The organism is Labrenzia sp. PO1, from assembly GCF_012273635.1.
GTDB classification, from domain to species: Bacteria; Pseudomonadota; Alphaproteobacteria; order Rhizobiales; family Stappiaceae; genus Roseibium; species Roseibium algicola.
On the sequence record NZ_JAAXCR010000001.1, the window covers coordinates 316,711 to 337,196 of the forward strand.

The following is a 20,486-nucleotide window of genomic DNA, read 5'->3' on the forward strand; positions in this document are numbered from 1 at the left end:
ACAAATTCCAATCTTGGCGCTGCTCCGCCTTGCGCCTATAAGACCCGCAGAATTGACCCGGCCCGAGCTGCCGGACGAAAACAGAAAGGCACACGCCGTGACCACTCCGACAACGCCCTCCGCCATCAGGGATCTGATCGTTTACAGCGATGAAGTGCGCGAGGCACTTGCGAACGGCAAGCCGGTCGTTGCGCTGGAATCGACCATCATCACTCATGGCATGCCTTTTCCGAAGAACGTTGAGACCGCCCGTGAGGTGGAAGCCGATATTCGCGCGGAAGGCGCCGTTCCGGCCACCATCGCGCTGATGGACGGCAAGATCATGGTGGGCCTTTCCGATGAGGATCTCGACCGCCTGGCACAGGCCAAGGACGTGATGAAGTGTTCACGTGCCGACCTGACCTTCGCACTTTCCACCGGATGCTACGGCGCGACAACCGTCGCCGCCACGATGATGGCGGCGCATGCCGCTGGTCTGAAGGTCTTTGCCACGGGCGGCATCGGCGGCGTTCACAAGGGTGCGGAAGAAAGCTTCGACATTTCCGCCGACCTCGATGAGCTTGGCCGCACGCCGGTCTGTGTAGTGTCCGCCGGTGCCAAGGCATTGCTCGACATTCCCAAGACCCTCGAAGTTCTGGAAACCAAGGGCGTTCCCGTCATTGCTTTCGGCACGGAAGAACTGCCGGCATTCTGGTCGCGGGCCAGTGGTCTCAAGGCCCCCTACTCCCTGAATTCGGCCGCCGAAATCGGTTCGCTCCTGAAGATGCGGTCCCGTTTTCCCGATCATGGCGGTGTCCTGATCGCCAACCCGGTACCGGAAGCCGACCAGATCCCGCGGGATGAAATGACCGGCTACATCGATGCAGCTATTGCGGATGCCACTGCGAAGGGTGTTCGCGGCAAGGACGTGACCCCGTTCGTTCTCGGCGCCATCCTGGAGTTGACCGGCGGCCGCAGCCTCGACACCAACATCGCGCTGGTGCGTAACAATGCCCGCCTGGCCGCGCGTATTGCCGCTGAACTGGTCTGACGGCACATTTACGCGAGAAACCAACTGGACCCAAAAAATTAGCCGGGCTTTCACTTCAAACGGATTGAAAGCCCGGCCGACTTGTCAGGACGGTTTGTCTTCCACCGGTTGAGGCACTTCCGGCGCCTGACGGCGCTCAAGTGCCGCCGCCAACCGGTCGATATCCTTGAAATGCAGGTCCCGCTGCGGGAACGGTATCTCGATACCCGCCTTGCCAAGCTCGTTGTAGACCGTGAAGTAAAGGTCCGACTTGGTAATCATCACATTGCCGATGTCTTTCAGGAAACATCTCAGTTCGAAATTCAGAGAGCTGTCGCCCAGCCCGATGAAAAGAACCTGCGGCGTCGGATAACGCGCGATCGTGCTGTGCCCGCGTGCTGCATCGAACAGGATCGATTTCACCTTTTCAAGATCACTGCCATAGGCAACGCCAACCGGCAGGATAAGCCGGCCCGACTTGCTGGTCAGCGTCATGTTCTTGACCGTGCCGGCAATCAGCTCCGAATTCGGAATGATGACGTCATGGCGGTCGAAGGTTTCGATGCGCGTTGAACGGACAGAGATCTTGCGGACATATCCGGATTGCCCGGATACTTCTATCCAGTCCCCTTCCTTGATCGGCCGTTCGATGAGCAGGATGATGCCGGAAACGAAGTTGGAAACGATGGTCTGAAGACCAAAACCGATACCGACCGAAAGGGCACCGGCCACGACCGCAAGACTGGACAGGTTCAATCCGGCGGTGGAAATCGCAATCAAAGCCGCCAGCGTGAGCCCGACATAGCCTGTGCCGGTGACGACGGCGTTCTGCGCACCGCTGTCCATCCGCGTCTGCGGCAGTACGGTCGCCTTCAGCAGGTTCTGCAGCCAGCGCGTCACGACAACGCCAATGCCGAAAATGGCAACCAGGACGATGAAGGAGTCCAGCGAAAGGTGAATGTCGCCCAGTTGCACGCCGTTCGTGAGCAGATACCAGACCTCGACGATATCCGTTCCGCGTGCGCCCCAGGTCATGGCGATCAGGGGCGCGAAAATCAGTGTCAGAACACAGATCAACCCAAAGGCAACGAGGACCGGAGCAGGTTCGTCTTCCCGCTTGCCGATAGCCGTTTTCACGACAACGAGCACGAGATGGTAAAGCATGAAGCCGAAACCGAGCTCCGCAACCGTCATGATTACCGGCAGGATCGCCACCCGGGCAAGCTGGACATAACCCACCAGCGTCACGCAGACGGCAAGAACGGCGGATGTCTTCATGAGCAGCGACAAGAACAGCAGAAAGCCGGATTCCTGGGGCTTTACTGATGCCTCCTCGGGTTCTTCCGCTGTCTGCTCGCTCTCCACCGCATTGCTTTCAACGGACTTGTTGGATCTGATGACGCTGGCCAGAGACCAAAGCAGTACCGCCGCCATCGCAATGGGGGGAGCCGAAAGCACCGAAATCGCTGCCGTACCGAAGGCGTTATCGAGTTCGAATGCCTCGACCGCCACTTCAAGGGCCATGAAGACGCCCAGCCCCTGGCAGAGACGCAACCCGAGTTTTGCTTCCCGGTCCCCCAGCTCCAGGAGACGCCAGCGATCCTGTCCGGGGGCAAAAATCGTGTGCCCCAGCCAGTTCGCTATGATCATCACGAGAGCCATTACCGGCACAGCGATAACCGCCGTGCGAACCGAGTTCGGATAGATATCGAGAATGGGAAAGATGGAGACCAGGGCGACGGCACCAATGGTCGGAAGCACGATAAAGCTGGCATTGTAGAGCACCGCCAGCATCAACGCCTTTGCACCGGTGGCCGGCTTTTCGCAATAGAGCTTCAGAGCACGCGAAATCGGATGCTGCAGAACCGTCAGGAACAATATCCCGAAAATTGCCAGACCGAGGGAAAGCGGCACTGTCTCATGCAGTTTCTTCGAGACGCTCGGACGGGCCAACTCGTTCTGCACACCACGTTCGAACCGCTTTATGAATTCCCCGATCTCCTGAAAGCCCGCGGCCCAGGTCGACGGCGCAAGCGGCGAAGGATACCTGTCCAACAGTGTCGAAAATTGCCGCGCACGAAGCTGCCTGTCGACCTGGCGAATGTAGAAGATAGCCTGATTGTTGATTTCGCCGGCCACACGGACCGGTGCATTTGCGGCCGCCAGCGCATTGGTAAGCTCAAGACGTCTTGCAGCAACTTCTTCAGCTTCCTTCTGCCCGTCTGCAGGCGGTGCACCGAGGCTGTTCAGCTGGGCTTCCAGGGCGCTCGCCCGAATGTTCCCGCGATCTATGATCTCCGCGCTGGCGTCCCGAACCTCAACGAGCTGAGACCGGAGCTGATCGAGGGTCTTGGGAGAAATGCTTCTTTCTTCCAGCGCCGTTGCCGCCCGGCTGAACAATTCGGCCGACCGCGCTAGGGGCTCCGGCGGAACCTGCCCGGCTTCCTGGGCAAACAGCGTTCCGGCCGGCATGCCGCCGGCAAAAGTGATGGATAAGGCAAGAACCAGCAGGATACACTTGAGAAACTTCATGAAGACGCCATCACTTTTGGGACAAGGCCCGGTTCCGGTCCGCAGACTGACCACGTTGCCTAGGAAGCCAGGTGGGCTTCAAGGCATATGCATCCATCCGCGGTCCGATTCGAACAATCAGCTTATTTGCGAATTTCGGCAGATCTTTCACCATGGAAACACATTTGTCGCAAAACGGGCCTAAGGAAAGCCTCTGGCAGGTTTCAAGGCTGCCCGGCTTTGGCCCGAAATGCGTGCCAAGCCGTTGACAGAGCGGCGTAAGCCTGCCCTAACATGCGAAATTATGACGTTAACAGGACGTTGCGGCAAAATACCTGAAAACAAGCCGCGTCCTTCAAGGAGGTCAGACATGACAGACGCGGCAACCCCTGAAACCCCACAGACTGCAACGGCTCCGGCAGGAAGCATTTCCCCGCTTCAGTACCTCGACCGTGCGCTGTCGACCCTCCGCGACATCGGCATCACGCCGGAAAGCGAGCAGGATGCTCCGATCAACGCCCTTCTGGAACAGATCACCGATCTTTCTCCCGACAAGGTGCTGATCATCACCCGGACCCTGGCCCAGGCTTCCAATTTCAACGAGGTTGTTCGCTCGCAGGTTCAGCAGATGGATATCGGCGAACGCTACGAGCAGATCACCGAGGCGTTCAATTCCATCCGCGATGACGCGAAGGCACTGGTCGATCAGCTTGCCGACGGCAAGATCTCCTTCACCGAGAACCTGTCCAACAAGTGGCGCGACTTCCGCCGCGGGACCATTTCCGATCGTTTCGATGATATCCGGGGTACCTACAAGGACGTTGCAAAGGCAACCAAGGACCAGATCGAGCGGGAACAGACCATTCTGGAAGCCTATCGCGATTTCCGCGGTGCCCTGAAACAGGCGGAAGTCACCGCGCTGGAACTGCTGAATATCGCAAACGGCAAACTGGACGCTGCCAAGGGTGCCCTTGAAGTTGCCTCCGGCGAAGTCGAAGCATACACCGGTGACGACCCGGCGCAGAAGGCTCGCCTTGAACTGGCACGCGACGAGAAGCTGCGTGAAATGCAGGACGAGGAAAAGCGGTATCAGATCGCCAAGGACCTCTCCGACAACCTGACGATCGGCTACAACACGTCAGAGGTCATCATGGCGCGTCTGGTCCAGACGACCAACGCCAAGGAGCGCGTATACGCCCAGTCGGTCAGTTTCTTCTCCACCAACGAATCCGTTCTCACCGCACTCAACGCCTCGTTCACCGGCCTCCAGGGCCTGCACGAAAGCACCGAGACGCTGAACGCCATGAAGGACGGCATCAACAAGAGCCTGGAAACGCTGGCGGACATCGGCGACGAAGTGCAGAAAAAGGCGCTCGAAGCCGGCTATGGACCGACCGTTGCCGCAGCCTCGGTGAAAAAGCTTGTCGACTCCGTCGTCAATTTCCAGGTGCAGTCGCGCGAAATCATCGACGAAATGCGCGAGATGTCGACCAAGAATTCCGAGGAAATCCGCAACGCCGTGGAAGACGGCAAGCGGCGGCTTGCCAAGCTGACCGCCCAGGGCAAGGCCCTTTGATCTGACGATAATCCGGCAGGCCGGACCCTCCGGCCCGCCCTATTTCAAGAAGACATGCATTCATGGCAAGCAAATCCGACGCCCCGCTTGACGATCTGATGATGGCGATGGACGTGGTCGACACGCTGCGTCATGAAGAAGGTCAGGTGGCCCGCGAGCTGAAGACCGATGAACGCGATGCCGCCATGGTCGAGCGGCTGCGTCAGGTCTATGCGTCCCAGGGCATCGATGTTCCGGACCATATCCTGAAGGCGGGTGTCGAGGACCTGAAGCGCGACCGCTTCGTCTATTCTCCACCTTCCGCAGGCTTCCAGCGCACGCTGGCGATGATCTACATCTCGCGCAGCACCTGGTCAAAATGGCTGGCGGCGGTCGTTGCTGTCGTCATCGTTTGCATTGCGGCCTGGTACTTCATCGTCAAGCTGCCGGCACAACGTGCGGAAGCGGACCTGCTGGCAAGGCTTCAGGCCCTGCCCGCGACCTATACCGAATTGGTCGGGCGGATCGATTCCCTGACCGAAAATACCGAAATCGAAGCCAACGCCGCACGTCTGGCCACCGACGGCAACCTTGCCCTTTCGGACGGCAACAACGAGGCAGCCTTCAAGGCGGAGGCCGACTTGCGCGATCTTGCCGGACGGTTGCAGGAAGTGTTCGAGGTCCGGATCATTTCCCGCGAAGGCGTGCCGACCGGCGTTTCCCGCATTCCCGAATCCAATCCAGACACCGAGAACTACTACATCGTGGTCGAAGCCGTGGACGCGGACGGCAAGATCCTGGAACGCAGGATCGTGTCGGAGGAAAGCAGCGAGGCCGAACTCGTCGACAAATGGGGCCAGCGCGTTTCGGAAACCATCTACAACGCCGTTCGCCGCGACAAGATGGAAGACGGCATCGTGCAAAAAGGTGTCCTGGGGCAGAAGCGGCGCGGAGAGCTGGATATCAAATGGCGCAGCGGCGTTCAGGACGGAGCAATTACGAAATGGTAGCGGTTAGGATTGCACCGCCTCACCGGGAGGCACCGGCATGCTGACGGGACGCCAGACCCTGGGCACCATCGAGCAGTCACTTGCCGATTTGCGCCGTGAAGAAGCCGAGCTGAGCAAGCGGATCGAGCGTTCGACCCGCGCCCTGACGGACCTGCAGGAACGCCAGAGCGAAGCCTACCGGGACCTTGCCCGGTTCCGACTGGATACCGACAGTGCCGGCGCACTCAACACACGCCTCGACAGCGCCGCACGGGAAGCCCGCAAGCTTCTGGACAAGCGCAATGCGGACTACAAGGTCCTGACCGACCAGTTGCGTCAGTGCGAAAGCGACCGCAGCCAGTTGCAGAAGAAGCGCGTCGAGCTCGATAGCGCCCGTGATGCCGCCGAAAACCAGATGGACGAGTTGATGGAGGCTGTCGACGGCCGTCTGGAAGGCGATGCCGGTTATCAGGCACAGCGCGAGAAGACAGAAGCCGCTCTTGCGACTGCGGAGGCAGCCGCCTCCAAGGCGGCTACATCCGAAAAGGACCGAAAGGAAAAAGGCAAGGCCTATGAGGCCGATCCGCTGTTCATGTATCTGTGGCAACGCGGTTTCGGAACACCGGCGTACGCGCACCGCGGTCTTGTGCGCTCGCTCGACCGATGGGTGGCCGGCCTTGTCGGTTTCAACGACGCCCGCGCCAATTTTGCGATGCTGACCAGCATTCCGGACCGCATGGCGCGCCATGCGGAGCGCTGTGCCGAAATCGCACTGGAAGAACAGGACAAGCTCGCGGAGTTCAGCCGCAATGCAATGACCGACGCTGCCGGAACGGATCTTGTCGGCACCATCGAAACCCTGAGCGCGGACATCGACCGTATCGACGGAGAACTCGACAATCTGGACAGGCGGATCGAAACGCTGTCCTCGGCCCTCGCCGAATTTTCCAGCGGGGAAGACACCGACTTCCAGAAGGCGGAGGAACATCTGTCCGTTTCTCTGCAGGCGGATGACCTCAAGGATTTGTGGCGCGCCGCGCTCGACACTCCCTCGCCCGAGGACGAGAAAATCGTTCAGCGGATCGAGGATCTGAAGGAGCGCATCGACCAGGTTACACGCGAGATCCGTCAGGACAGGGAACTGCAACGCGATATTGGTCGACGCCGCGCGGAACTTGCAGACGTCATCAAGCGTTTCCGTTCCAGCGGCTATGGCAGCTGGGAGTCCACCTTCTCTGACGAGAAACTGACGACCGTCCTGTTGGGCGAGTTGGTCAAGGGTGCGATTACCGGTGCCGAATACTGGGCCCGCGCGGAGCGTTCGCACAAACGCCGCAAACCGAAGGGACGCCAGGTCGCGTTCCCCAACGGTTCGGGTCTTCCCAAGTCCATGGGAGGCTTCGGTGGCGGCTTTGGCGGAAGTTCCGGCAAACGGTCCGGCAGCAGTGGCGGCTTCGGCGGTGGTGGTTTCAAAGGCGGTGGAAGTTTTGGTGGTGGCGGTTTCAAGACAGGCGATACATTCTGACCTTCACCGATTGAAATCCCTGCCCCCGTGAGGCCACAAGGCTTCGTTAGGAGTGTTATGTCAGTTTACTGGCAGAAGATGGTGGCGGTCACATGCAGTTTTCTTGTGCTTTGTGAAGACGTGTTCTAGACCGGCTCTTAAGTTGACCATTTTAACCTTGGGACTGCCCATGCGACGTATCGTTTTATCCGCTTTTTGCGCTCTTGCTCTTGCCGCCTGCCAGTCCGGGTCCTCTCAGCGCCCCACACAGCCGGATCAGCCAAGGCTGGACGTGCCGGCCGGCGCGCAATCGGTAAATATCGCAGCCGATCCGGCAAGCGTGCGGTCCGCACTGGTCTCCAGTGCCCAGGAACGCGGCACCGTCGTACTGCAGGACCAGCCGAACATGGTGGTTCTGGAACGGCCGATGACCGGCGCGAACCCAGCGCTCGATTCCGAATTCGGCCCGTCCGACAACGGCCAGCGCGTGATCCGCATCCGGGTTCGCTTCACCGGAACGCCTTGCCAGACGCTGGCTGTTCAGGATCTTGCCGTGATCAACAACGTGCGCACGGCACTTGAGCAGAGCTTCGTTCTGCCGGGCAACCCGAACACGATGCAGAGCCTTCAAGGTCTGAAGTCGCGCGCCGAACAGGGTAGCTCCTGTCCGCCGGTTTCCTCCTGACGCATCAACAGTCAGTCTTGAAAATGACGAGGCGTGGCCGGGTTTCCGGCCACGCCTCTTTCATGCCGGCCTACTCCGAAGCGGATCACAGCAGTGGGAGACTTCCCTCACTCCGGACGCATTCACCGGCATGACTGTCGACGCGTCAGGCAGGCACAGCTTCAGCGGCGAACTGCTTCAGGAACTCTTCGCTGGGCGGGATCGGCTTGATCACGTCGATCAGCACTCCGTTCGGATCACACGTGATGAAATGGCGCTGGCCAAAGGCCTCGTCCCGCAGCACCTGCAGAATGGGCAACCTGTTCGCCTGGGCGGCCTCATAAACCGCATCGACATCCTCGACCTCAAAATTGATCAGAAGCCCTCCTGCGCCCCGGCCACGACCGGCTTCCGGAATGGTTTCGTGATTCTGGTCGAGGATCGCGAGATTGACGCTTTCGTCCTCCTCCGACTGCAGGTGCACGTACCAGTCAGCTTCAAACATCGGCTTGAAGCGGAAATGTTCCGAATAGAACCGGGCAGTCTCCGCGACCTTGTCGGTCATGAGGACCGGATAATACTGGGTGCATTTCATCGTTTTTCTCCTGTTCCTCGCCAATTTCGGATGTGGATTGCCTGTTCCATCCGGCCTCCGGCTGTTTCCGAGACTTTCCAATCGCAACAAAAAGACATACAGTCTGTATGTATTTTTCAACTAACATACAGGCTGCATGTATGCAAGGCAAAAACTCCGAGAAGTCAGGTGAACGCCGTACACAGGCGGAAAGGCGCGCGGAAACGCGCAAGGCCCTGCTGGATGCGGCAAGGGCGCTGATCGTTGAAAAAGGCTATGCGGAAACCGGAACACCTGAGATCGTCAAGGTGGCTGATGTCACCCGCGGCGCGCTCTATCATCACTTCGCTGACAAGGCTGACCTGATGCGGGCGCTGGTCCACCAGGAATCGGAAGCGATTGCGGCGGAGATCAACAGCCAGACGAACACGGGCCAGACACCGCTCGATGCCTTCATGTCCGGCGCCAGCGCCTATTTCTCGGCCATGTCCGTTGCGGGCCGCGCAAGGATCATGCTGCTGGAAGGACCGACGGTGCTCGGCCTGTCGGAAATGGCGGAGATCGATCGCCAGACCGGCGGTGCCACGCTACTGGAAGGCCTGCGGCATGCAGCCAATCACGGTACACTGAAAGATATTCCCCTGGAGCCTTTGGCGGACCTGCTCTCTTCCGCGTTCGACCGCGCGGCGCTGGCAATTGCAAATGGCGGCGACAGGAAAGCGTATGAAGCGGCGACCCGCAAGCTATTGGCCGGCATCCTGACAGACTGACAATCGGCTCTGATGTCGTGATCCTTCAAGACGGCCTTGCACCAACCTTCTATGGCTGGCGCCAAACCAACCGACCGGGAGACCCAAGTGATTCTGAGATACACCATCCTCTACGTCGAGAATGTCGCCGCCGCTCTCGACTTCTACGAGAAGGCCTTCGGACTGGAACGTCTGTTTCTTCATGAATCCGGAGACTACGGCGAACTCGCAACGGGCGAGACAAAGCTCGCGTTCTCATCCAAAGCACTGATGAACCAGCTCGGAAAGACACCGGGCACCCCCGAACCGAAGTCACCTGTGTTCGAACTGGCGTTCGAGACGGATGACGTTGCAGCCTCCCTTGCCCGTGCAGTCGCCGCCGGTGCAAACAAGTTGCAGGATGCACGCGAGGAACCCTGGGGGCAGATCACATCCTATGTGAGCGATCCTTTCGGCTACCTCGTGGAGATCTGCTCGCCGATCCAGTTGCCCAGTGCTGGTTGAGACAACAGCGACAGGCTATCGGGGTCCCGGCGCAATTGCGCCGGTGACCGTCCGAACCAGCGCCGCAGGTCGCGCGTCATATGGGCCTGATCGCTGAAGCCGCACACAGCGGCGATCTCCACCAGCGGCACTTCCGTCGCCAGCAGTCCTGCAGCCCTGCGCGCTCGCGCGAGCAAGCGCCAGTATTCCGGTGGTGGCAGGCCTTGCTCCCGAAACCGCCTCTGCAACGTTCTCACCGACACGCCCGCCTGTTTCGATGCCCGCTCGACGGTCGACTGTGGCAACGTCAGGGCAACGATCACGTCATCCAGGTCATTGGTCTCGTCAAGTGCGTTTCCGAGGATGTCTTCCACTCGTTCGCAGTCGCGTTCAATGGCCTGAAGAACCTCGTCCTCAACGACGCCACCCGGGCGCAACCGGAACCCCGTGATATGCGTCCCGGCCGCGAGTTCGGCGATGCGCGGCTGGAAATCGAGGTCCGTCAGCAGAACCTTTTCCCGCTTGCCCTGCTCACGCACCACCAGCACATCCCGGCAACCATCCGGAAAGATCAGCGCATTTTCCGCTGTGTCGATCCGGTGATGCCATTTTTCAAATCTGACCGTGCCACTCATGGCCAACCTTTAGCAGGTGGCGGCAGCGCAAGCGAGATTGTTCAACCTGGCGTGGGCAGCTGCAAGTATATATCGATCGAAAATTCTGATTGAAAACGCCACTTTCAATTCTCCTGATCAAATGTCATGAAGCATGGACCTACCCATTACTGACCGGTTCGGAGCCTTTGTGATGATCGAAAAACTGGAGATGTTTCTCGCCGTGGCCCGGGAAGAACATTTCGGCCGTGCGGCCGAAAGCCTCGGCATCGCCCAGCCGACACTCTCGACCGGCATCAAGCAGCTTGAGGATCAGCTTGGTGTTCAGCTGTTTTTCAGAGGCTCCCGGTTCGGCGGTCTGACACCGGAAGGCCAGCGTGCCCTGGTCTGGGCTCGTCAGATCGTGGGGGATGCCCGCCAGTTGCGCGAGGAGATGCGGTTCTCCCGCGACGGCCTGACGGGACAGTTGCGCATAGCCGTCATCCCGACCGCCCTCACCTGGGCAGCCAAACTGACGACATGGTTCGGTAACAAGCACCCGAACGTGCGTTTCACCATCTTGTCGCGAAATTCGATGGAAATCCTGTCGATGCTGGAGAACCTCGATATCGATGCCGGCATTTCCTACCTCGACAACGAACCGACCGGCAGGGTCAGCACCGAACCGCTCTACAATGAAAGCTATATGCTGGTATGCAATGAAGCTTCGTCCTTCGCGGGCAGAAAGTCAGTCAAATGGAAGGAGCTGGCCGAGGAACGGATCTGCCTTCTGACGCCCGACATGCAGAACCGGCGGATCATCAACCGTCATTTCGGTGAAGCCGGAATCATGCCGGAAGCCCGGATCGAGTCCAATTCCACGGTCGTGCTGGTGGCAAATGTGCTGGACGGTGGCTGGATAACCGTCCTGCCAGCGGATCTCGCAGAATTTCTGACAGCCGGAAAACCCTTGAAGACGATCCCTCTTGTCGGCGTTCATACCGGTCACACTGTCGGCCTCGTGGCCCCCTATCGCGAACCGCACACCCCGGTTTTGCGGGCTCTTCTGTCCGAAGCAAGGCGTATTTCCGAGGTCTGACCGGAAGTTAGCCGAAACGGTCAAATGATGTTCGATCATGATTTCCAATCGATCAACGGAAAATCATTATTGATATCAAATCAAACTTAATGGTGTGATGCGCCTCGAAATATACGGGAGGACGCGCATGCCGTATGCGACGGGAGAACCCACGGCCGAACAGATCTCGGCCGTGATGGAAGATTTTATTACCTTGGAAGGTCCACTTCTGCCCATGCTGCACGGCTTGCAGGCGGAGTTCGGCTATGTGCCCCAGGCAGCGGTCGAGCTGATTGCAGAGGCGCTCAATCTGTCCAAGGCGGAAGTTCACGGCGTCATCTCCTTCTACCATGATTTCCGCAAGGCCCCCGCCGGGCGCCACATCGTCAAGATCTGCCGGGCAGAGGCCTGCCAGGCCGTCGGCGGCGAAGCCCTTGGCGAGGCGGTTCTGGCGAAGCTCGGCCTGGACTGGCACGGCACAACCCGCAACGGTGCCGTCACTCTCGAACCTGTCTACTGCCTCGGCCTGTGTGCCTGCGCCCCTGCCGCGATGGTCGACGGCAAGGTCATCGGCCGTGTCACCGAAGATCGCATGACGCGTATCCTCCAGGAGGCCGGAGCATGAAGATCTTCGTTCCCCTCGACAGCGCTGCCAAGGCACTGGGTGCCGATGAAGTTGCCGCAGCAATTCAGATCGAAGCCGGCAACCGTGGTCTCGATGTCACCGTGGTGCGCAATGGCAGCCGTGGCATGGTCTGGCTTGAACCGCTTGTCGAAATCGAAATCGACGGCACCCGCAAGGCTTTTGGCGCCGTCACAGCCGAAGACGTTCCTTCTCTTCTGGATGGCACGCTGGAAAGTCTCGGCACGGTGGAAGACATCCCCTTTTTCGCCCGCCAGACCCGGCTGACCTTTGCCCGTTGCGGACTGATCGATCCGCTCAGCCTCGCCGAATACGAAGCCCATGGCGGACTTGTCGGCCTGAAACGCGCTCTTGCTCTCAGTGAAGAAGAGATCGTTGCGGAAGTCACCAACTCCGGCCTGCGCGGCCGTGGTGGCGCAGGGTTTCCCACGGGCATCAAGTGGGACACCGTCCGCAAGGCAGTTTCGGCACGCAAATACATTGTCTGCAATGCGGACGAAGGTGACAGCGGCACCTTCGCCGACCGCATGCTCATGGAAGGCGATCCCTTCACGCTGATCGAAGGCATGATCATCGCGGGCCTTGCCACAGGGGCTACAAAGGGCTTCGTCTATATTCGCTCCGAGTATCCGGACGCCATCGCAGTCATGGAAGCCGCTGTCAGGATCGGTCTCAAGGCCGGCCTGCTCGGCACGAACGTGCTCGGATCCGGCAAGGCTTTCGACCTGGAAATTCGCACTGGTGCAGGCGCATACGTGTGCGGTGAGGAAACGTCCCTCCTCAACAGCCTGGAAGGCAAGCGCGGCATCGTGCGGGCCAAACCGCCGCTGCCGGCGCTTGAAGGCCTCTTCGGCAAGCCGACCGTCGTCAACAACGTGCTCTCGCTGGCAACTGTTCCGGTCATTATGGAAAAAGGCGCGGAGTTCTATGCCGGGTTCGGCCTCGGCCGCTCCAAGGGCACCATGCCGATCCAGATCGCAGGCAATGTCCGCCACGGCGGTCTTTTCGAGACCGCTTTCGGCATGCCTCTGGGTGAGCTGATCAACGATATTGCCGGTGGCACCGCCAGTGGCCGGCCGGTCAAGGCTGTCCAGGTTGGGGGCCCCCTCGGGGCGTATATGCCCGTCTCCAAGTTCAACACGCCGTTCGGTTATGAAGAATTCGACGGCCAGGGTGGCCTCATCGGACATGCCGGCATTGTCGTCTTCGATGACAGGGCGGACATGCTGAAGATGGCCCGCTTCGCCATGGAATTCTGCGCTGTGGAAAGTTGTGGCAAATGCACACCGTGCCGGATCGGCGCCGTGCGCGGTGTCGAGACAATCGACCGGATCGATGCTGGCGATGCAGGGGCTGTCCACCTCCTGACGGATCTCTGCGACACGATGAAAGACGGCTCGCTCTGCGCGCTCGGTGGGTTCACGCCCTATCCGGTCATGAGCGCCCTTACCCACTTCCCTGAAGATTTTGCCCGCCAGAAGGAGGCCGCCGAATGACGGATCTCGCCAACATCCATGACGATCGCGACATGGGCACTCCGGCAAAGGAAGGCGCTCCGGTCACGCTGACCATCGATGGCTTCGAGGTCACGGTGCCGGAAGGCACCTCGGTGATGCGCGCGGCCTCTGAAATCGGTCTTCAGGTTCCCAAGCTTTGCGCCACGGACAGCATTGACGCCTTCGGTTCCTGCCGCCTCTGCGTGGTCGAAATCGAGGGCCGGCGCGGCACACCCGCCTCCTGCACCACACCGGTTGCGCCGGGCATGGTCGTTCACACCCAGTCCTCCAGGGTCAAGCAGATCCGCAAGGGCGTGATGGAGCTCTACATCTCCGACCATCCGCTGGACTGCCTGACTTGCGCTGCCAATGGCGATTGCGAGCTGCAGGACATGGCCGGCATGGTCGGTCTGCGTGATGTCCGTTACGAGCCGGGCCGCAACCACTTCGAACAGCGTACCTCTGTTGGGCCGAACCCGGAGTATATCCCGAAGGACGTTTCCAACCCCTATTTCGCTTATGACCCGGCCAAATGCATCGTCTGCTCGCGTTGTGTGCGGGCCTGTGAAGAGGTTCAGGGCACCTTTGCCCTGACCATCGAAGGCCGTGGTTTTGAAAGCCGTGTTTCGCCGGGGGCGGCGTTCGACGATTTCCTGTCTTCCGACTGCGTGTCCTGTGGCGCCTGCGTGCAGGCCTGCCCAACCGGCACGCTTCAGGAAAAATCCGTCATCGAACTGGGAACGCCGGAACGTTCCGTCGTCACTACTTGCGCCTATTGCGGAGTCGGCTGTTCGTTCAAGGCTGAACTCAACGGCGACGAACTGGTGCGCATGGTGCCTTACAAGCACGGCAAGGCCAATCGCGGCCATTCCTGCGTCAAGGGCCGCTTCGCCTATGGCTATGCGACCCACAAGGACCGGATCCTCAACCCGATGATCCGCGATAGCATCGATCAACCCTGGCAGGAAGTTTCCTGGGACGAGGCCCTCAGCTTCGCCGCCAACCGCCTGCGCGGCCTGCAGGAAAAGCACGGCCGCAAGTCCATCGGCGTGATCACCTCCAGCCGCTGCACCAACGAGGAAACCTTCCTGGTGCAGAAGCTGACCCGGGCGGTCTTCGGCAACAACAACACCGACACCTGTGCCCGTGTCTGCCACTCGCCGACCGGCTACGGCCTCGGCCAGACCTTTGGGACCTCTGCAGGGACGCAGGATTTCGATTCCGTCGAACATACCGACGTCGTCATCGTGATTGGCGCCAACCCGACCGACGGTCACCCGGTCTTTGCCTCCCGCCTGAAGAAGCGTCTGCGCGCCGGTGCCAAGCTGATCGTTATCGACCCGCGCCGCATCAATCTGGTGAAATCGGCTCACATCGAGGCGTCCCACCATCTGCAGCTGCGCCCCGGCACAAACGTTGCCGTGGTAACCGCCCTCGCCCATGTCATCGTTACCGAAGGTCTTTTCGACGAAGACTATATTCGCGATCGTTGCGACTGGGACGAGTTCCTGACCTATGCCGACTTCGTTCGCGATCCGCGCCACAGCCCGGAAACCAGCGAAGGCCTGACCGGCGTTCCGGCGGAAGAACTGCGCAAGGCGGCTCGCCTGTTCGCGACCGGCGGCAATGGCGCGATCTACTACGGCCTCGGCGTGACGGAACACAGCCAGGGTTCGACCACGGTCATGGGCATCGCCAACCTTGCAATGCTCACGGGCAATGTCGGGCGAAAGGGTGTCGGCGTGAACCCGCTGCGCGGCCAGAACAACGTCCAGGGCTCCTGCGACATGGGCTCCTTCCCGCATGAACTTCCGGGTTACCGCCATGTGAAGAACGAGGACGTCCGCGCGATCTTCCAGGACATCTGGGGCGTGGAGATCGATGCCGAGCCGGGCTTGCGCATCCCCAACATGCTGGATGCCGCTGTCGATGGCAGTTTCAAGGGGCTCTATTGCCAGGGCGAGGACATTCTCCAATCGGACCCCGACACCAAGCATGTGGCGGCCGGCCTTGCAGCCATGGAATGCGTCATTGTTCACGACCTCTTCCTGAACGAGACCGCCAACTACGCCCATGTCTTCCTGCCCGGTTCCACGTTCCTGGAAAAGGACGGTACCTTTACCAACGCCGAACGCCGCATCAACCGCGTGCGCAAGGTGATGGCGCCGCGCAACGGCTATTCCGACTGGGAGATCACCCAGATGCTCGCCAACGCCATGGGTGCCGGATGGACCTATAGCCATCCGTCCGAAATCATGGCTGAAATCGCTGCAACCACGCCCTCCTTCGCCGGCGTGACCTACGATCTGCTGGAGGAAAAAGGGTCGGTGCAATGGCCCTGCAACGAAGCCTCGCCGGATGGCACGCCGCTCATGCATGTCGATGGTTTCGTGCGCGGCAAGGGCCGGTTCATTGTCACCGAATATGTGGCGACGGACGAGAAATCCGGGCCGCGCTTCCCGCTGCTTCTGACCACCGGCCGTATCCTGTCCCAGTACAATGTCGGTGCTCAGACCCGGCGAACCGACAACGTTATCTGGCACGATCAGGATCTTCTGGAAATCCACCCGCATGACGCGGAAAACCGCGGACTGAAGGAAGGCGACTGGGTGAAGCTGGCATCGCGTTCCGGAGAAACCACCTTGCGGGCCCATCTCACCGACAGGGTCAGCCCCGGCGTCGTCTACACCACCTTCCACCATCCGGACACCCAGGCGAATGTCATCACGACCGACTTCTCCGACTGGGCCACAAATTGTCCGGAATACAAGGTGACGGCGGTTCAGGTCAGCCTGTCCAACGGACCGACCAACTGGCAGGAAGACTATGCCGCCCAGGCAGCTATGTCCCGGCGGATCCTGCCGGCTGCGGAGTAACTGGTGATGGATCGTCCGCTCTCCCGCTCCATGCCCGGCCGTGCCGTCCACGCGGACGGCCAGGTGGCGGTCGCGAGAAGCCTGCCGGAGGAAAGCCCTGTTGCGCTCGTCTTTGATGGCACCACGCAGGCGGTGATGATGGCAACGCCTGGCGATATTGCCGACTTCGCCGTCGGTTTTGCCCTGAGCGAAGGCATCATCAGCTCGATCACCGAAATCGAAGCCTTCGAGGAGGTCTCTCATGACCGCGGCATAGAGGCTCGACTTTGGTTACGCGCAGACCGCTCGAAACGGCTTCTTGCCCGCCGCCGAGCCATGGCCGGTCCGGTTGGTTGCGGCTTGTGTGGCATCGAAAGTCTGGATCAGGCTCTGCGGCCTTTGCCGACGGTCGACGCAACAACAGTCCTGTCCCGCCTGGATGTGGCCAGAGCGACCGATGCGCTCAGCCGGCTGCAGCCGCTTCGGGACCAGACGCGCGCCACCCACGCCGCCGGTTTCCTCCAACCGGGCAAGGGCGTGGTCGTGGCGCGCGAGGACGTTGGCCGCCACAATGCGCTCGACAAGCTGATCGGCGCCCTTGCCCAAGCCGGGACCGACCCCGCAACCGGCGCTTTCGTCCTCACCAGCAGGCTGTCGGTGGAACTGGTGCAGAAATGCGCCTTTGCCGGTTGCCCGGCCCTGATTGCCGCCTCGGCCCCGACGTCGACCGCACTCCGCCTCGCCGACGAGGCCGGCATAACGGTCGCCGCATTTTCAAGGGACGGCGGGTTTGATCTTTACGCGCATCCAGAGCGCGTCTTATCCGGAGTTGCAGATGTCGCCTGAAAAGATGGTCTATATGGCCAACCAGATCGCCACCTTCTTCAAGACCCAGCCAGGCATTGACCAGGCGGAGAAGGTCGCGAACCATCTGAAGGACTTCTGGGAGCCGCGCATGCGCGACCAGTTGAGAGCCCATGTGGAAGCCGGCGGTGCCGGTCTCGACTCGGTCGTCCTGGAAAGCGTGCGCAGGCTCTGACGGGAGGGTTTCCCTCTTCTTTGCCACGATACTGAAATTCGGAAAATCTGCCGCTGCGAATATGCGGCCCATCCTTCGAGACGGACCTGACGGTCCTCCTCAGGATGAGGTCGAAAGGGAGATTTCGGCCTCGCAACAAATACAACCTCATCCTGAGGAAGCGTGAAGCGCTGTCTCGAAGGATGGGCCACAAACTCCGGCCTCTTTTCAAATAAGACTACCCGCCGGCAGATACCCCGGCCGCTCCGCTGCCCGCAAGCGCCCCATCCCCGCGCCGTTCCCGCCCCCAGTAACGGACAAAGGTCTCCAGCCCGACCAGGTCATTCCTTTCAGACCCCTGAACCGATCTCGCCAGCAATCCGGCGAGATGCGCTGCCGCCGCGCTGGCGCCGCGAATATCCTCGCGCCCGGCAGCCATTGGACAGGCACCGAAGGTGGCCTGCGGCAGATCCAACTTTGACAGCTCCGCAGGGCCACAGCGGGCATCGCCCTGAACGGACAGAACGCCGTCATACGCAGCCGGATAGGCGTTCCCACCGCGCGCCGGAGCAGAACCGACAATCAGACTACCCGCCTGCTGTAGCCGGGCCAATGCCACCGACATCTCGATGGAAGATCGCGCCATGCCGAAGGCACACAGGACAATGTCGGGTGGATCTTCGGCAAGCCAGCTCAAGGCAGCGCAGATGGCGTCAAGCGTGGTCGAAAGCTGCCCCGGAAACACAACGGCGTTGAGAAGCAAAACATCTTCCGCATGAGTGCACACGGTCTGCGCCATCGCCTCCGCATGCCCTGAGGCAAGTTCAGCGGCATCCGGCCTGCAGAACCATTCCTGTCCCACCAGGCCCGGCCAGTCCCCCGGCAAGGCGCCGTCTATCAGCCCGACCCTGATCAAACCCCGACCTCTCTTGCTTGCAGCACCAGCTCACTGTCAAAGGTCCCATACCGTTCCGCGTCCCCATGCGTGACGACAAGGCGGGTACGATCACCAAATCGGGTGTCAATCCGGGTCATGATCCGTGACACCCGGTCCGCATCAACCTCCGAAAGGCTTTCATCGAGGATCAGCACCTGGAACGGCTGCAACAGGGCACGGGCAAGACACAGCCGCTGACGTTCTCCGCCGGAAAGGTCCAGCCCTCCCTCGCCAAGAGCCGTTTCAAGTCCCTTGCCAGAAAACCGGTCCTCCAGCTCCACGAATTGCAGAACGGCATGCATGTCTTCCTCGGCTGCCTCAGAAGACCCGAGACAGAGATTGTCCGCCACCGTTCCGGAAAAGACATGCCCCTTTTGCGGCACGAGGGCGACAACCGTGCGGAGATCTTGAAGAGAGAGATGACGTAAGTCCGTACCATCCAGAAGGATCGTTCCTGCCTTCGGGTCGTCATGGCGTTGAAGCAGCGACAGAAGCGACGTCTTGCCGACGCCGGACGGACCGCACAGCCGGATTTTCTGTCCTTTTGGGACGACGAGGCTAACATTCTCAAACAGCGGCACGCCGCCATCCGGTGCATAGGCAACACCTGCCAGCACCAATTCTCCACCACCGGCAGTCAGTGGCACAGGTGATACCGGGTCCTGGACATCCGGTACGGCACTCATGATCCGGTCGAGCCGGTCGAGCGCCGCCTTCATGCGCGCCTGCCCGTGCCAGAGGGAAATGAGCGACTGCATCGGCCCGATCAGGAAGGCGAGATAGGCAGTAAAGGCGATCAGGGACCCGAGCGGCATGGTACCGTCGATCACCGCGAGCCCGCCAACCAGAAAAACCGCACCACGCAGGATCGCCGTCAGCACCATCGGCACCGCCCGTGTCACCTCGTTCCACATCTGCGCAGACATCAATGCTGCGACAAGGCCCTGTTGCCGTGTTTCGATCCGTTTTGCCGCAGCTCCGGTCGCATTCAGCGCCCGCAGTGCGGAAAGCCCGGTAATCGTCTCCGCAAGCCCGGATGCGAGCACACCGCGCGCTTGCCGTACCTCAGTTGCCTTCGCTTGGGTGACGGGTCGTGCACGGGCGAAAAACAACAGTTCGACCGGTGCCAGTGCCAGTGCAAGAAGAGCCAGCTTGGGCGCCAGCACAAACAACATGACCAGGCCGCCCACCAGTCTCAGAAGGCTGCCACCGCCGTTCACCAGCACGCCAAACGTGAATTGCTGTACTTCCCCGGCATCGCCATCAAGGCGGCTCATGAGTTCGCCGATGGATTGTTTGGCCTGCCAGCGGGGCGACTGGGCAAGGATCCTGTCGACGGCCGAACGGCGCAGGTCCTTCAGCAGCCTTGCCGAAAACCTCAGGTGCAGCAAGGAATTCAGTGCGCCCAGCGCCAGTGCTGCCAGGCCAACCCCAAAAAGGATGGCCACAAAAACCACAAGCGCGTGCTTGTCGCCGGCCATCAGGCCCCGGTCGATGACAAGCTTGGTCAGGTAAGGCGGCACAAGCGCCGCACCTGCCGCCACAAGGGATAACAGGAACAGCATTGCCAGCGGCCAGCGGTATGGCGCGACCAGCGGCACCAGCCACGCCGCCTCACGGGTGCCGAAGACCCGGTTGAACACCCCACGCAGCACCGAAGGCCGGGACGACTTGGTCCCGGCCCGGTCTGCTCCGCTCAAGGAAACTGCCTGTTTCATCCGTGTTCCTTGTTTGCAACCTCCCCCATTGTCGTCCCCGCGAAATCGAGGACCCGGTAATCACCGGCAATAAGATTGGAGCACTTTAGTTGCCACCGGGAATACTAGGT

Annotated in this window: 18 protein-coding genes; 13 read left to right on the forward strand and 5 right to left on the reverse strand. The window is 60.5% G+C overall.

Annotated features, from left to right (window positions below):
• Positions 1-97 precede the first annotated feature (97 nt).
• Positions 98-1,030: a pseudouridine-5'-phosphate glycosidase gene (locus tag HCG46_RS01545; protein WP_055656658.1), complete on the forward strand. Its 933-nt coding sequence runs from the start codon at positions 98-100 to the stop codon at positions 1,028-1,030.
• An 84-nt stretch (positions 1,031-1,114) separates the two neighbouring features.
• On the opposite strand, the gene HCG46_RS01550 is transcribed toward HCG46_RS01545, so the two are convergent.
• A complete protein-coding gene (locus tag HCG46_RS01550) occupies positions 1,115-3,541 on the reverse strand; it encodes a DUF3772 domain-containing protein (protein ID WP_168684255.1) in 2,427 nt (808 codons plus the stop codon).
• 349 nt (positions 3,542-3,890) lie between these two features.
• On the opposite strand from HCG46_RS01550, the gene HCG46_RS01555 reads away from it, so the two are divergent.
• The 4 genes from HCG46_RS01555 (at position 3,891) to HCG46_RS01570 (ending at position 8,253) form a co-directional block, all read left to right on the forward strand.
• Positions 3,891-5,096 (forward strand): cell surface protein, encoded by a 1,206-nt coding sequence (locus tag HCG46_RS01555; RefSeq protein WP_168684257.1) that lies wholly within the window; start codon positions 3,891-3,893, stop codon positions 5,094-5,096.
• A 62-nt stretch (positions 5,097-5,158) separates the two neighbouring features.
• Positions 5,159-6,085, forward strand: coding sequence for a DUF6384 family protein (locus tag HCG46_RS01560; RefSeq protein WP_023000799.1), 927 nt, complete (start codon positions 5,159-5,161; stop codon positions 6,083-6,085).
• Between the two features lie 37 nt (positions 6,086-6,122).
• Positions 6,123-7,589 (forward strand): hypothetical protein, encoded by a 1,467-nt coding sequence (locus HCG46_RS01565; RefSeq protein WP_023000798.1) that lies wholly within the window; start codon positions 6,123-6,125, stop codon positions 7,587-7,589.
• A gap of 169 nt (positions 7,590-7,758) precedes the next feature.
• On the forward strand, positions 7,759-8,253 hold the full coding sequence (locus HCG46_RS01570) for a hypothetical protein (RefSeq protein WP_023000797.1): 495 nt from the start codon (positions 7,759-7,761) through the stop codon (positions 8,251-8,253).
• Positions 8,254-8,398: 145 nt separating this feature from the next.
• On the opposite strand, the gene HCG46_RS01575 is transcribed toward HCG46_RS01570, so the two are convergent.
• Positions 8,399-8,827 (reverse strand): VOC family protein, encoded by a 429-nt coding sequence (locus tag HCG46_RS01575; RefSeq protein WP_168684259.1) that lies wholly within the window; start codon positions 8,825-8,827, stop codon positions 8,399-8,401.
• A gap of 140 nt (positions 8,828-8,967) precedes the next feature.
• On the opposite strand from HCG46_RS01575, the gene HCG46_RS01580 reads away from it, so the two are divergent.
• Both HCG46_RS01580 and HCG46_RS01585 read left to right on the forward strand, forming a co-directional pair.
• Positions 8,968-9,576, forward strand: a complete 609-nt coding sequence (locus tag HCG46_RS01580) for a TetR/AcrR family transcriptional regulator (RefSeq protein WP_168684261.1) — start codon at positions 8,968-8,970, stop codon at positions 9,574-9,576.
• A gap of 87 nt (positions 9,577-9,663) precedes the next feature.
• Positions 9,664-10,059, forward strand: a complete 396-nt coding sequence (locus tag HCG46_RS01585; RefSeq protein ID WP_031269217.1) for a VOC family protein — start codon at positions 9,664-9,666, stop codon at positions 10,057-10,059.
• On the opposite strand, the gene HCG46_RS01590 is transcribed toward HCG46_RS01585, so the two are convergent.
• Positions 10,011-10,673 (reverse strand): helix-turn-helix domain-containing protein, encoded by a 663-nt coding sequence (locus HCG46_RS01590; RefSeq protein WP_168684263.1) that lies wholly within the window; start codon positions 10,671-10,673, stop codon positions 10,011-10,013. The genes HCG46_RS01585 and HCG46_RS01590 overlap by 49 nt on opposite strands.
• 172 nt (positions 10,674-10,845) lie before the next feature.
• On the opposite strand from HCG46_RS01590, the gene HCG46_RS01595 reads away from it, so the two are divergent.
• The 6 genes from HCG46_RS01595 to HCG46_RS01620 all read left to right on the forward strand — a co-directional run bounded on the left by HCG46_RS01595 (position 10,846) and on the right by HCG46_RS01620 (position 17,742).
• The gene (locus HCG46_RS01595) at positions 10,846-11,730 is read left to right on the forward strand and encodes a LysR family transcriptional regulator (protein ID WP_031269215.1); all 885 of its coding nucleotides are present in this window, start codon (positions 10,846-10,848) and stop codon (positions 11,728-11,730) included.
• A 175-nt stretch (positions 11,731-11,905) separates the two neighbouring features.
• Positions 11,906-12,334 carry a formate dehydrogenase subunit gamma gene (locus HCG46_RS01600; protein WP_286185211.1) on the forward strand — a complete coding sequence of 143 codons (429 nt, stop codon included), beginning with the start codon at positions 11,906-11,908 and terminating at the stop codon, positions 12,332-12,334.
• Entirely contained in the window at positions 12,331-13,848 is a 1,518-nt protein-coding gene (locus tag HCG46_RS01605; RefSeq protein ID WP_168684268.1) for an NADH-quinone oxidoreductase subunit NuoF, read from the forward strand. The genes HCG46_RS01600 and HCG46_RS01605 overlap by 4 nt, the downstream gene beginning before the upstream one ends.
• 32 nt (positions 13,849-13,880) lie before the next feature.
• Complete coding sequence (gene fdhF / locus HCG46_RS01610; RefSeq protein ID WP_209009370.1) at positions 13,881-16,724, forward strand: formate dehydrogenase subunit alpha; 2,844 nt, start codon at positions 13,881-13,883, stop codon at positions 16,722-16,724.
• A gap of 6 nt (positions 16,725-16,730) precedes the next feature.
• Positions 16,731-17,549, forward strand: coding sequence for a formate dehydrogenase accessory sulfurtransferase FdhD (gene fdhD, locus HCG46_RS01615; protein WP_168684270.1), 819 nt, complete (start codon positions 16,731-16,733; stop codon positions 17,547-17,549).
• On the forward strand, positions 17,539-17,742 hold the full coding sequence (locus HCG46_RS01620) for a formate dehydrogenase subunit delta (RefSeq protein WP_075284757.1): 204 nt from the start codon (positions 17,539-17,541) through the stop codon (positions 17,740-17,742). Before fdhD ends, HCG46_RS01620 begins: the two co-directional genes overlap by 11 nt.
• A gap of 217 nt (positions 17,743-17,959) precedes the next feature.
• On the opposite strand, the gene HCG46_RS01625 is transcribed toward HCG46_RS01620, so the two are convergent.
• A complete protein-coding gene (locus HCG46_RS01625) occupies positions 17,960-18,637 on the reverse strand; it encodes a hypothetical protein (protein ID WP_168684272.1) in 678 nt (225 codons plus the stop codon).
• A complete protein-coding gene (locus HCG46_RS01630; RefSeq protein ID WP_168684274.1) occupies positions 18,634-20,376 on the reverse strand; it encodes an ABC transporter ATP-binding protein in 1,743 nt (580 codons plus the stop codon). Before HCG46_RS01630 ends, HCG46_RS01625 begins: the two co-directional genes overlap by 4 nt.
• Between the last annotated feature and the right edge of the window lie 110 nt (positions 20,377-20,486).

Excerpts from the sequence above, each read along its gene's own strand:
- HCG46_RS01565 (WP_023000798.1), top strand. The coding sequence starts at position 6,123 with ATGCTGACGGGACGCCAGACCCTGGGCACCATCGAGCAGTCACTTGCC.
- HCG46_RS01605 (WP_168684268.1), top strand. The coding sequence starts at position 12,331 with ATGAAGATCTTCGTTCCCCTCGACAGCGCTGCCAAGGCACTGGGTGCC.
- HCG46_RS01630 (WP_168684274.1), bottom strand. The coding sequence starts at position 20,376 with ATGAAACAGGCAGTTTCCTTGAGCGGAGCAGACCGGGCCGGGACCAAG.
- HCG46_RS01550 (WP_168684255.1), bottom strand. The coding sequence starts at position 3,541 with ATGAAGTTTCTCAAGTGTATCCTGCTGGTTCTTGCCTTATCCATCACT.
- HCG46_RS01620 (WP_075284757.1), top strand. The coding sequence starts at position 17,539 with ATGTCGCCTGAAAAGATGGTCTATATGGCCAACCAGATCGCCACCTTC.
- HCG46_RS01590 (WP_168684263.1), bottom strand. The coding sequence starts at position 10,673 with ATGAGTGGCACGGTCAGATTTGAAAAATGGCATCACCGGATCGACACA.
- HCG46_RS01595 (WP_031269215.1), top strand. The coding sequence starts at position 10,846 with ATGATCGAAAAACTGGAGATGTTTCTCGCCGTGGCCCGGGAAGAACAT.
- HCG46_RS01600 (WP_286185211.1), top strand. The coding sequence starts at position 11,906 with ATGGAAGATTTTATTACCTTGGAAGGTCCACTTCTGCCCATGCTGCAC.
- fdhD (WP_168684270.1), top strand. The coding sequence starts at position 16,731 with ATGGATCGTCCGCTCTCCCGCTCCATGCCCGGCCGTGCCGTCCACGCG.
- fdhF (WP_209009370.1), top strand. The coding sequence starts at position 13,881 with ATGGGCACTCCGGCAAAGGAAGGCGCTCCGGTCACGCTGACCATCGAT.
- HCG46_RS01560 (WP_023000799.1), top strand. The coding sequence starts at position 5,159 with ATGGCAAGCAAATCCGACGCCCCGCTTGACGATCTGATGATGGCGATG.
- HCG46_RS01580 (WP_168684261.1), top strand. The coding sequence starts at position 8,968 with ATGCAAGGCAAAAACTCCGAGAAGTCAGGTGAACGCCGTACACAGGCG.
- HCG46_RS01570 (WP_023000797.1), top strand. The coding sequence starts at position 7,759 with ATGCGACGTATCGTTTTATCCGCTTTTTGCGCTCTTGCTCTTGCCGCC.
- HCG46_RS01575 (WP_168684259.1), bottom strand. The coding sequence starts at position 8,827 with ATGAAATGCACCCAGTATTATCCGGTCCTCATGACCGACAAGGTCGCG.
- HCG46_RS01555 (WP_168684257.1), top strand. The coding sequence starts at position 3,891 with ATGACAGACGCGGCAACCCCTGAAACCCCACAGACTGCAACGGCTCCG.